The sequence below is a fragment of the Novosphingobium ovatum genome (genome assembly GCF_009909235.1).
GTDB lineage: Bacteria > Pseudomonadota > Alphaproteobacteria > Sphingomonadales > Sphingomonadaceae > Novosphingobium > Novosphingobium ovatum.
In genome coordinates, this window is record NZ_JAAAPO010000001.1 from 898035 (window position 1) to 909361 (window position 11327).

Genomic DNA, 11327 nt, shown 5'->3' on the forward strand with positions numbered 1-11327 from the left:
TGCGCAAATGCGCCCTTTCCGCAAAAGGGCAGGCACTATGACTGATGACGCACTGATCGCCGCCGCACAGGTTTCCAAGGCTTGGCCGTTCGAGGAGGCCCGCAAGATCCTCAAGCGCTATCCGAACGGGAAACCGAACGGAGAGCCGGTGTTGTTCGAGACCGGTTATGGCCCCTCGGGCCTGCCGCATATCGGCACGTTTCAGGAAGTGTTGCGCACCACGCTGGTGCGCCGCGCCTATGAGACGCTGACCGGCGGCGCGCCGACGCGGCTGGTGGCGTTTTCGGACGACATGGATGGCCTGCGCAAGGTGCCCGACAATGTCGAGAACAAGGCCGTGCTGGAGGCCAATCTGGGCAAGCCGCTGAGCCGCATCCCCGATCCGTTTGGCACGCATGACAGCTTTGCCGCGCATAATAACGCGATGCTGCGCGAATTCCTTGACCGGTTTGGCTTTGATTACGAGTTTGTCTCGGCCAGCGAGCGGTACAATTCGGGCGCGTTTGACGATGCGCTGCGCGGCGTGCTGCGCGCCTATGACGCCATTCAGGCGATCATGCTGCCCACCCTGCGTGAGGAGCGCCGCAAGACCTATTCGCCGGTCCTGCCGGTCTCGCCCACCACGGGCGTTGTGTTGCAGGTGCCGATCGAGGTGGTGGACGCTGACAACGGCATCGTCCGTTTCGAGGACGCCGATGGCACCGTGATCGAACATTGCGTGTTCAAGGGCGGCGCCAAGCTGCAATGGAAGGTCGACTGGGCGATGCGCTGGGTGGCGCTGGGCGTCGACTATGAAATGTGCGGCAAGGATCTGACCGACAGCGTGACGCAGTCGGGCAAGATCGCCCGCGTGCTGGGCGGGGCCAAGCCGGAAGGGCTGATCTATGAGCTGTTCCTGGACGAGAACGGCGAAAAGATCAGCAAGTCCAAGGGCAACGGCCTGACCATCGAACAATGGCTGACCTATGGCAGCGAGGAGAGCCTCGGCTTCTACCTGTTCCGCGAGCCCAAGAGCGCCAAGAGCCTGCACACCGGCATCATCGGCCGCGCGGTGGACGAATATTGGCAGTTCCGTGAAAAGCTGGCCACCCAGCCGATCGAGCAGCAATTGGGCAACCCGGTCTGGCACCTGTTGCGCGCCAATGACCCGCAGGCGGGCGGCGCGGGCGAAAGCCTGCCGGTGACCTATGGCCTGCTGCTCAATCTGGTGGGCGTGCTGGGCGCGCATGCCACGCGTGATCAGGTGTGGTCCTATCTGGCCAATTATGTCGAGGATGCCGATCCTGCCGCCCATCCGGCGCTGGACACGCTGGTGACCTGCGCGCTGGCCTATAACCGCGATTTCATCGCCCCGACGCTGCACCGGCGCAAGCCGGACGCGAACGAGGCGGCCGCTTTGGCCGCGCTGGACGAGGAACTGGCCGCGACCAGCGATGACGCCGACGCCAGCCTGTTGCAGAACATCGTGTACGAGATCGGCAAGGACCCGCATTACGGCTTTGAGAACCTGCGCGACTGGTTCAAGGCTTTGTATGAAACGCTGCTCGGCTCGTCGGCTGGCCCGCGCATGGGCTCGTTCATCGCGCTGTACGGCATCGGCAACACGCGGGCGCTGATCGCGCAGGCGCTGGATCAGGGGTGATCGTAACCGGGGCAGGCCCGGCACCTTGAACAGGAAGGATAGCGATGCGTTTTGACCATTCGCCCGAACGCCTGGCCGAGGAATTGCTGGGCCGCCCCTATCACGATCTGGACGCGGTGGAGCAGCGCGTGCTGCACCGCGTCGCCGATCACACCACCGATCTGGACCCGGACGAGCGCGAACAGATCCACATGACCTATGGCGAGCGGCTGGCCGACCGGGTGGCGGCGGTGGGCGGCAGTTGGGGCTTCATCATCTTTTTCGGCGTGGTGCTGGTCAGCTGGATGGTGCTGAACAGCCCGCCCATGGCGCGTTTTGTGCCGTCATGGGATGGCTATCCGTATATCTTCCTCAACCTGATGCTCTCAATGCTGGCCGCGTTTCAGGCCCCCGTCATCATGATGAGCCAGAACCGTCAGTCATTGAAAGACCGCATCGCCAGCCGCCACGATTACGAAGTGAACCTGCGCACGACGATGGAAATCCTGCTGCTCAAGCGCAAGGTGGACCTGATTTTGGTCAATCTGCACCGGCTGGAACGCGAAGGCAGCCAGATCGTCAGCCACCTGCCGGTGCAAGATCCACCCGCCGATCAATAACGCACCGGCGTATCGGTGCGCATGCTGATCCACAATTGGCCCGAATATTGGGCGCAGGGGCGCACCACGGTAAACAACTGACGCGGCTCCACATCCAGACACATGCCGCGCCCCATGTCGCGGTTCATCAGCCGCAGATATTGCGGGCGCTGGCGGTCCTGGCGCAGATCCCATACCTGCCCTGGCATCGGCCCACAACGCATCAGCATCGCTCGCCCATCGCGCGGCATGGCCGTCAGGCACATCGTCCCGCCGCGAAACTGCGTGGTCAGGCGATAGCCCCGGCCGTCCTCGGCGGGATGCACCACCCACATCTGCCCCGAATAATTGCCCGCGCGGGCCAGCACGGCGCGGTTGTTGTCGGGCCCGCCATTGATGATGTCCAGATGCATCCGCTCACCCTGAAACGCGGTGGCAAAGCGGTAAAACACATCGTCTTCGGGCAGGTGGTCGCGCGGCATGGCCACGACTGGCCCCACCATCGCCAAGGCCAGAACCGCCCCCAACGCGCCGATAACAGATCGCATCACATACCCCTTTCATGACGGAACGGGTGGCCGCCGCAACCGACAGCCACCCGCTCCCCGTTTAGCCGTGCCGATCCGCCCCTGCGGACCGATGCCTTACCAGAACAGGTCGTAGACGATATCTACCACCATGCCGGTCTGCACGTCCACCAACAGCGCATCGTCATAATAGCGCACCCAGCGATACGGCCCATAGACCGGCGGCAGGCGATAGTTCCACGGATCATAGATCCAGTAGTTCTGGGCAAAGAACAGCCGTTCCAGGAAGAACCCGACGCTCAACCGGCGGTAATAATAGCCATTATAGGGCGCGAAATAGCGGCCGATATGGAAGGTGCTGCGGTTCTGGTCGCGCCAGCCGCGCCAGTCATAGCGGTGATCCTCGCGCCAGCCGCGATCCCACGACCGCCCCGCGCCATAGGCATAGGAGCGCCGATCCGGGCCGCCATCGCGCCGATCCCAGCCGCCATCGCGCCGATCCCAGCCGCCGCGGTCGCCATCGCGCCGATCCCAGCCGCCACGGTCGGCATCGCGCCGATCCCAGCCACCGCGATCCGGGCTTCCACGGTCCCATCCGCCAGGGGCGGCGCGGCCATGCTCACCGGGGCGAGGCGCTTCTCGGCCGCCGGGGCCTCCAACGCCGCTGCTCCAGCCACCGCCCTGCGGCGCGGGGGCGGGCTGCGGCGTGACGCGACCGCCGCCATTCCAACCGCCGTTCCAGCCACCGCCTTGCGGGGCAGGAGCGGGAGCAGGCTGTGGCGTGATGCGGCCGCCACCGTTCCAACCGCCGCCTTGCGGGGCAGGAGCGGGAGCGGGTTGTGGCGTGACGCGACCGCCACCATTCCAGCCACCGCCTTGCGGGGCTGGGGCCGGCGCAGGCGCGGGGGCCGGAGCAGGAGCAGGGGCTGGCGCAGGGCGAGGGGCACCGCCGCCCCAATTGCCGAACGGGCTGAAGCCACCACCACCGCCACCGCCTTGGGGCGCTGGTGCCGGTGCGGGCGCGCCGCCGCCCCAACTGCCACCGCCACCTTGCGGGGCAGGGGCGCCATGGCGGCCGGGAATGGCGCCGCCGCGGTCATCACCACGGGTGCGGTCTTGGGCCTCTGCGGCAAAGGGCACGGCCAATGCCGTCAGGGCCAGCGCCAGCTTGACACCATCGCGCCGCCGCATCCCCTTGCTATGTGTCGAACGGGTCATCTCTTGTCCTCCCAAAGAGCGAGGCAACGGCGCCGCTCTCGTCATGTTTGCTGAAATATGTCAGCCGGACTGACTGGATGCTGAACCGCCTGCATGGGCAATTGTTCAGAATTGCGCCAGCAAAAAGCCCCCGCCGCGTGGTGCGGCGAGGGCCTTTGTTGCAACGCTGTAGCGCCGATCAGCGCGTCAGCTTTTTGTATGCCCCGGCGCTGGCGCGGTCGGCCGCATCGCCCAGACGGCGGCGCTTGTCCTCTTCATAGGCCTCGAAGTTGCCTTCGAACCATTCGACATGGCCATTGCCTTCGAACGCCAGAATATGGGTGGCCAGACGGTCCAGGAAGAAGCGGTCGTGGCTGATGACCACGGCGCAACCGGCAAAGTTTTCAATCGCTTCTTCAAGCGCGGCCAGCGTTTCGACGTCAAGGTCGTTGGTCGGTTCGTCCAGCAGCAGCACGTTGCCGCCACGCTTGAGCATCTTGGCGATGTTGACGCGGTTGCGCTCACCGCCCGACAGCTTGCCGACGTTCTTCTGCTGGTCCTGACCCTTGAAGTTGAAGGCGCCGACATAGGCGCGCGTCGAGGTGTCGAAGCCGTTGACCTTCATGTAGTCCAGCCCGTCCGAGATTTCCTCCCAGACGTTCTTGGTCGGATCAAGGTGGTCGCGGCTTTGGTCAACATAGCCCAGACGCACGGTCTGACCGATCTCGATCGTACCGGAATCGGGGGTTTCCTGCCCCGTGATCATCTTGAACAGCGTCGACTTGCCCGCGCCGTTCGGCCCGATCACGCCCACAATGCCGCCCGGCGGCAGCAGGAACGAGAGGTCGTTGATCAGCACCTTGTCGCCAAAGGCCTTGGAGATGTTCTTGGCCTCGATCACCTTGCCGCCCAGACGTTCGGGCACCTGAATGACGATCTGCGCCTTGCCGGGGCTGCGGTTTTCCTGCCCGGACACCAGCTCCTCGAACTTCTTGATACGGGCCTTGGACTTGGTCTGGCGGCCCTTGGTGCCGGCGCGGATCCATTCCAGCTCGTCGTTGATCGCTTTCTGGCGGCCGGTGGCCTCGCGGTCTTCCTGCGCCAGACGGGCCGACTTCTTCTCCAGATAGGTGGAGTAGTTGCCCTCATACGGGAAGTATTTCCCGCGATCGAGCTCGAGAATCCAGCCCACCACATTGTCCAGGAAGTAGCGGTCGTGGGTGATCATCAGCACCGCGCCGTGGTATTCCTTGAGGTGGTTTTCCAGCCATTCCACGCTTTCCGCGTCCAAATGGTTGGTCGGTTCGTCGAGCAGCAGGATGTCCGGCTTTTGGATGAGCAGGCGGGTCAGCGCGATACGGCGACGTTCACCGCCCGACAGGCTGTCCACCGGCCAGTCGCTGGGCGGGCAGCGCAGCGCTTCCATGGCGATTTCCAGCTGGTTGTCCAGCGTCCAGCCATCGACCGCGTCGATCTTGCCCTGCAGGTCGCCCATTTCCTCCATCAGCGCGTCGAAATCGCAATCTTCTGGCGGGTCGGCCATGATGTTGCTGATTTCGTTGAACCGGTCGACCAGATCGGCAGTGGCGCGCGCGCCGTCCTTGACGTTCTCCAGAACGGTCTTGGTCGGGTCCAGCTGCGGCTCCTGCTCCAGATAGCCGACAGTGATGTTTTCGCCGGGCCAAGCCTCACCGGTGAAATCGGTGTCGATACCGGCCATGATCTTGATCAGGGTCGACTTACCCGCGCCGTTGGGGCCAACGATGCCGATCTTGGCACCCTGATAGAACTGCAGGTTGATGTTGCTCAGCACCGGCTTTTGCGCGCCGGGGAAGGTTTTCGTCATGCTCTTCATGACGAAGGCGTATTGGGCGGCCACTGGGTGTTCTCCGCAAGATGAAACGGGTGTCGGTCAATTGCGCCTGCCTCTACAGGCTGGCCGCCCGCTTGCCAAGCGGGCGTGCGCGTCAGCAGGCGGCTGTTTTGGGCGTGTCGGCCTCGGGCGCGGGCAGCAATGGCGTTTCGGGTGGCATCACCCCCAGCCTTTGCCCCCGCAGCGCGCCATAGATTTGCACCAGCGCGCGCGGCACCAGCGCGAAACCGGCAAAATACCACGGCAGCATGATTGCCCCCCAATAGAACGTGTCGGGCCGCGAAAACGCTGCGATCATCACGGCATAGCCCACCACCATCAGGATGGCGAAAGCCCCCCGCCGCCCGTCCATCGCCAGCCAGCCCAGCAAGGGCAGACTGGCCAGCGTCAGCGCCACCGGCAGCTTTTGCCCCTGCAACACCGAGGTAAAGATCACCGCCTTCAAAAAGCCCGAGAAGCCCTGCATCGCATGCCACCCCGGCGAGGCGATGTCACCGGGGCGCAGCACCGCCTCGACCTGTGCGATATGCCAGACCAGATAGACGCCGAAACAGGCGATCAGCGCGCTCCATGCGGCGGCCTCGCGCCAGCGGCGTTCCCACAGGGCAAAGGCCAGCGAGAGCAGAATGAACGGCAACACCAGTTCGCGCACCGCAAGGCCAATCGCGGCAGGCAGCACCACCCACCACCATTTGCGTGGCCAGCCGATCTGCCCGGCCAAGGCGATTCCCAGAAACAGCCCGGCGGGATATTCATGCAGGCTCATCAGCACGTCGCGCAGCACGCCGCCGCCGCCCGCCCCAATGGCAAAGCCCAGCCCGATGCGTTCCACCCAGTGCAAGCTGGTTTCCAGGCAGATCGCCCAGACAAACACCGCCACCATCAGGGCGGCCATGCACAGTTTCTGGATGCCACCCCAGCCGATCCACGCCGCGCCGATCACCAGCGTGCCGGGGCGCACCGTGACGGCGGGTTTCAACGGATAGCGGTGTTCGCGCTGCAATTGCGCGGCGGCCTGATAATAGGGCACGCCCTGCGCCACCTGCGCCGATATGTCGCGGTACAGGCGCACATCGGTATAGCCGCCCTTTTTGGCGGTTTTGATCGGTGGTGGCGTGGCCGTGGCGCACCAGGCCGCGATCGCGGCGATCAGCACGACAAAGGCAATGGCGAACGGGCGGGGGAGACGGGCTAACACGCGCGTTCTTTTGGGCAAACCGCGCCCGCTGGCAAGGGGCAATGCGGCGAAATCCGCCCTGTGAGACAAGCGTGACTATGGATTTTTACGTTACAGGCCTGTCACCGATGTTTTGGGCCATTGGGTGTAGAGGCAATGGCTCATGCGGGCGCGAGGAGCCATCCATCTGGCCAATGGCTTGGTCTGAACGCGTCAAGACAGGGATCGCCAACGTGTTTTGGAACAGCGGAACGGTATCAATCAAGCAGCGGCTGGCTGTGTGTCTGGCGGCGCTGGTGACGGTTAGTGTGGTGCAGGTGTCGGTGTCCGGCTTCCTGCAATACAGCATCCACGGCTCCAGCGTGGATCAGCGCGAGACGACGCTGGCCATGCGCGAACAGATGGCCGCCGACATGAAGCATGACTCGATCCGCGCCGTGACGTTGAACATGGCCGCCGCGCGGCAACAGCAGGATCAGGGCGCGTTGCAGCAATATCGCGAGGGGTTGAACGAGGATATCGCCGAATTGCAAAGGGCCTATGCCGCGTTGCTGGCGGCGCAGGTCTCCGCCGGCCTCAAGGCCAAGGCCCGCGCCGGGGCGGCCGATGAGCAGGCCTATATCGCTGCGGCCCGCGCGCTGGGCGACAAGATCGCGGGCGGTGGTGACTATGCCGCCGACAAGGCCACCTTCGAGCTGGCCTTTACCCGTTTCGAGGAAGCGCAGGGCGATCTGGGCGACGCCATCAAGGCCGAGTTCAACGCGCAAAGCGGCGATCAGGACCGGCTGGTGTGGATTGCCTTTGCCGCGGTGATGGCAACCATTGTTGTGGGCGCGGCAACGCTGGGCTGGGCCGGGTTGTTCGTGTGGAAATCGGTGGTCAGTCCGCTGGAATCCTTTACCGATGAGCTGTTGGCGATGGCCCGTGGCGATTACTCGCGCGAGGTGTCGGGCGATGAAAACGGCGACGAGGTGCAGCGCATGTATGCCGCCGCCGCCGTGTTCCGCCAGACCGCGCTGGACAAGCAGGTGGCCGATGCCGAACAACGCGCGGTGGTCAATGAACTGAGCGTGGGTCTGGACAAACTGGCCGGACAGGATCTGGAATTCCGCCTGAACGATCCGTTCCCCGCCGATTACGAAACGCTGCGGGTCAATTTCAACAAGGCGGTGATCGCGCTGGCCAAGGCGCTGGGCACGGTGCGGGTGGGCGCGGCCAGCGTCACCACCTCGATCGAGGAAATCCGCGCGGCGGCCGACGATCTGGCGCACCGCAACTCGCAACAGGCCGGGACGCTGGAGGAAACCGCCGCCGCATTGGGCGAAGTGACCGAGGGGGTGCGCGACACTGCCCTGCGCGCCGCTGAAGTGCGCCGCTCGATCGCGGACACCCATCAGGCCGCCAACGAGGGCGGCGCGGTGGTCATGCGCGCGGTGGAATCCATGGCCGCCATCGAACAATCGGCCGAACGCATCAGCCACATCATCGGCGTGATCGACGGCATCGCGTTCCAGACCAACCTGCTGGCGCTGAACGCTGGCGTCGAGGCGGCGCGGGCAGGGGACGCCGGGCGCGGCTTTGCCGTGGTGGCCTCCGAGGTGCGCGCGCTGGCCCAGCGCAGCGCGGACGCGGCCAAGGACATCAAGGCACTGATCCAGGCATCGGGTGAGCAGGTGTCGGGCGGCGTGGCGCTGGTGCGCGAAACCGGCGTGTTGCTGGACAATATCCTGACCCGCGTCGGCACGATCAACGGCGTGATCGAGGAAATCGTCGTGTCCGCCGAAAATCAGGCGCTGAACATCCAGCAGGTCAACACCGCCATGAACGACATGGACAAGGTGACGCAGCAAAACGCCGCCATGGTCGAGGAAACCTCGGCCGCGACCCGCGCCCTGTCGGCCGAGGCGGAGCAATTGTCCCAGCTGGTCAAGACGTTCCGCACCCGCGATCCTGAAAAGCGCAAGAAGGGCATGGCCGCCAAGGACGAGAATGTGGTGATGCTGCGCCGCAGTTCGGCCACGGCCGAATCCATCGCCGCGCAGGGGGAAAGCATCCGGGCCGTGGTCAACGGCGATTGGGCCGACTTTTGATCCGCGCCTGACGGGCCACCGATCCTGCGGCAAATGCGGAGGCGCCGCAACAGCGCCTCCGCACCATCAGGCCCGCGATATGGAGAGCGGTCGCGGGCCCGAAAAAGTATCGTGCTTAACGCGTCAGATAGCCCGCCTCGACCGCCAGCGCGTGGCCGGTGACATAGCTGGAAGCGTCCGAACACAGCCAGGCGCTGGCTTCGGCCACTTCCTCGGGGCGGCCAAACCGGCCAAACAGGCTGAGCGCGGGGGCGAAATCGGCCTCGGTAAAGCCGGTGTCCGCCAGCGCGCCGCGCAGCATGGGCGTATCGATCGCGCCCGGCATCACCGCATTCACGCGGATCCCCTTGGGCGCATATTCGATGCTGCCGGTCTTGGTCAGGCCGATGACGCCATGCTTGGCCGCGACATAGGCCGAATTGCCCGGCTGGGGCCGCACCGACGACACCGAGCCGATGTTGACCACTGAATAGGTCGCGCGATCGGGCCGGTCGCCCTGCGCCAGCATCTGGCGGATCTCATGCTTCATGCACAGCATGACCGAGCGCAGATCGATGTGAATGACCCGGTCCCATACCGCCATGTCGGCCTCGTGGATGGGCAGCAGGTCAGGCGCGATGGCGGCATTGTTCACCGCACAGTCCAGCCGGCCATAGGTGGCAACGCAAGTGGCGACCATCGCGGCCACTTGGTCTTCCTCGCCCACGTCACAGGCCACCGCGCTGGCCACGCCGCCTGCGGCCACAATCGCGGCCACCGTGTTTTGCGCCGCGGCCAGATCGCGATCGGCCACCAGCACGCTGGCGCCATAGCCGGCCATGATGCGCGCGGTTGCCGCGCCCATACCCATGCCGCCGCCGGTGACAATCGCGGCCTTGCCATCCAGCCGGTTGGCCGCGGATACGCCCTTATCGTTCATGCTAGTTATCCTGCCCATACATAGGTCCCCGGTGCGCCCGGAGAGGTGAAACACGCCATCCTCTGTCCATGACCAGCCGCGCTGAACCATGGCCTGATTTTTATCGAACAATGATAGATGAAATCCGGGTGCTCCAGACCTATTCTTTGCGTCAGGCGCGGCGGAGGCCGGGGCGTATATCAGTGGCCAAGGCCGCGTCGCGGCCGTCAGGGAGCCGTTTGAATGCCGCTGGATTTGCAAGCGCTGCACGCCATCGCCTTGCCCGACCGTGCCGAGCGGTTGGAGCTGCGCGCGGCGTTGCTGTATGCGCTCTCGATCGGCCATGGCGCGGCGGATCTGGCGGCGGTGTACGAAGGCGCGGGCCTGCGGCTGGCGCCCACGCTGCCGCTGGTGCTGGGCGATCCGGGGCCGTGGTGGGACAAGGCGGCGCTGGGCCTGCCGCCGGGCGGGCCGCTGCATGGCGAACAGGCGCTGTGGCTGCATGCGCCCGTGCCATTGGATATGCCGTTGCTGTCGTCCAACCGGGTCGTCGGCTGGCGGCCGTTGCGCGGCGGGCATGGGCTGATGACGGTTGAGCGGCAGACACGGCGGGCCGATACCGGCGCCTTGCTGGCGACATCACGCGCCGGGCTGATCTGGCGCGATGTGGGGCAGGGGGAGGCATGGGCATGCCCGGATTGCGTACTGCCGCCCTTGCCGGAAAGCGCGCCGTCCGATCGTGCGCCCGATGTGGCGGTGGCCTGCGCGATACCCGCAGAGGCGGCGCTGCTCTATCGGTTGAACGGCGACATGAACCCGCTGCATGTGGATCCGGCGGCGGCGCGCGCGGCGGGGTTTGACCGGCCGATCCTGCACGGGCTGGCCACGCTGGGCCATGTCATGACGGCGCTGGGGCGGGTGTGGGGCGATGCTGTGCCCGGCGCGCTGGCGGTGCGTTTTGCCGCGCCCGTCTATCCGGGCGACAGGCTGGCGATATCGGCGTGGCGCGATGGCGCGGCGCTGCGTTTTTCCGCCGATGTGGCGGGCCGCGCGGTCTTGAGCCAGGGTCGCGCCCACCTGTCATTTTCCCCCGCCCCCTGATCAAAAGGGCGGTTTCGAACATTGTCCAAAAACGCCTATAGCGCAGCTCTGACAGGCTAACGACCCGTTGTATGGCGGGCGTCTGGGAGACATCCAATGAAGATAGTGGTCCCGGTCAAACGGGTGATGGATTACAACGTGAAGCCTCGGGTGAAGGCGGATGGTTCGGGTGTGGACTTGGCGAACGTCAAGATGAGCATGAACCCGTTCGACGAGATCGCGGTTGAGGAAGCGATTCGCCTGA

General features: G+C 65.2%; 9 protein-coding genes and 1 pseudogene. 5 read left to right on the top strand and 5 right to left on the bottom strand.

What is annotated here, in order from left to right; genetic code table 11:
- The first annotated feature begins 37 nt into the window (after positions 1-37).
- Both GTZ99_RS04180 and GTZ99_RS04185 read left to right on the top strand, forming a co-directional pair.
- Positions 38-1642: a lysine--tRNA ligase gene (locus GTZ99_RS04180; protein WP_161716991.1), complete on the top strand. Its 1605-nt coding sequence runs from the start codon at positions 38-40 to the stop codon at positions 1640-1642.
- A gap of 44 nt (positions 1643-1686) precedes the next feature.
- The gene (locus GTZ99_RS04185; RefSeq protein ID WP_161716992.1) at positions 1687-2241 is read left to right on the top strand and encodes a DUF1003 domain-containing protein; all 555 of its coding nucleotides are present in this window, start codon (positions 1687-1689) and stop codon (positions 2239-2241) included.
- Here GTZ99_RS04185 and GTZ99_RS04190 read toward each other — a convergent pair.
- The 4 genes from GTZ99_RS04190 to GTZ99_RS04205 all read right to left on the bottom strand — a co-directional run bounded on the left by GTZ99_RS04190 (position 2235) and on the right by GTZ99_RS04205 (position 7015).
- A complete protein-coding gene (locus GTZ99_RS04190; protein ID WP_161716993.1) occupies positions 2235-2768 on the bottom strand; it encodes a hypothetical protein in 534 nt (177 codons plus the stop codon). The two genes, GTZ99_RS04185 and GTZ99_RS04190, sit on opposite strands and share 7 nt — an antisense overlap.
- 96 nt (positions 2769-2864) lie before the next feature.
- Positions 2865-3965: an RcnB family protein gene (locus tag GTZ99_RS16955; RefSeq protein WP_264960536.1), complete on the bottom strand. Its 1101-nt coding sequence runs from the start codon at positions 3963-3965 to the stop codon at positions 2865-2867.
- Between the two features lie 178 nt (positions 3966-4143).
- Positions 4144-5823, bottom strand: a complete 1680-nt coding sequence (gene ettA, locus GTZ99_RS04200; protein WP_161716994.1) for an energy-dependent translational throttle protein EttA — start codon at positions 5821-5823, stop codon at positions 4144-4146.
- An 88-nt stretch (positions 5824-5911) separates the two neighbouring features.
- Positions 5912-7015 carry a hypothetical protein gene (locus GTZ99_RS04205; protein WP_161716995.1) on the bottom strand — a complete coding sequence of 368 codons (1104 nt, stop codon included), beginning with the start codon at positions 7013-7015 and terminating at the stop codon, positions 5912-5914.
- A gap of 212 nt (positions 7016-7227) precedes the next feature.
- On the opposite strand from GTZ99_RS04205, the gene GTZ99_RS17010 reads away from it, so the two are divergent.
- On the top strand, positions 7228-9084 hold the full coding sequence (locus tag GTZ99_RS17010) for a methyl-accepting chemotaxis protein (protein ID WP_320076627.1): 1857 nt from the start codon (positions 7228-7230) through the stop codon (positions 9082-9084).
- A gap of 115 nt (positions 9085-9199) precedes the next feature.
- On the opposite strand, the gene GTZ99_RS04215 is transcribed toward GTZ99_RS17010, so the two are convergent.
- Positions 9200-10003, bottom strand: a complete 804-nt coding sequence (locus GTZ99_RS04215) for an SDR family NAD(P)-dependent oxidoreductase (protein ID WP_161716997.1) — start codon at positions 10001-10003, stop codon at positions 9200-9202.
- 222 nt (positions 10004-10225) lie between these two features.
- Between GTZ99_RS04215 and GTZ99_RS04220 the strand changes: the two genes are divergently transcribed.
- Positions 10226-11083 (top strand): MaoC/PaaZ C-terminal domain-containing protein, encoded by an 858-nt coding sequence (locus GTZ99_RS04220; protein ID WP_161716998.1) that lies wholly within the window; start codon positions 10226-10228, stop codon positions 11081-11083.
- A gap of 96 nt (positions 11084-11179) precedes the next feature.
- Positions 11180-11327: pseudogene (locus GTZ99_RS04225) on the top strand (electron transfer flavoprotein subunit beta/FixA family protein); the annotation flags it as partial.

Bases quoted from the DNA above. Each gene is read 5' to 3' on its own strand.
- GTZ99_RS04180 (WP_161716991.1), top strand. From the start codon at position 38: ATGACTGATGACGCACTGATCGCCGCCGCACAGGTTTCCAAGGCTTGG.
- GTZ99_RS04185 (WP_161716992.1), top strand. From the start codon at position 1,687: ATGCGTTTTGACCATTCGCCCGAACGCCTGGCCGAGGAATTGCTGGGC.
- GTZ99_RS04190 (WP_161716993.1), bottom strand. From the start codon at position 2,768: ATGCGATCTGTTATCGGCGCGTTGGGGGCGGTTCTGGCCTTGGCGATG.
- GTZ99_RS16955 (WP_264960536.1), bottom strand. From the start codon at position 3,965: ATGACCCGTTCGACACATAGCAAGGGGATGCGGCGGCGCGATGGTGTC.
- GTZ99_RS04215 (WP_161716997.1), bottom strand. From the start codon at position 10,003: ATGAACGATAAGGGCGTATCCGCGGCCAACCGGCTGGATGGCAAGGCC.
- GTZ99_RS04220 (WP_161716998.1), top strand. From the start codon at position 10,226: ATGCCGCTGGATTTGCAAGCGCTGCACGCCATCGCCTTGCCCGACCGT.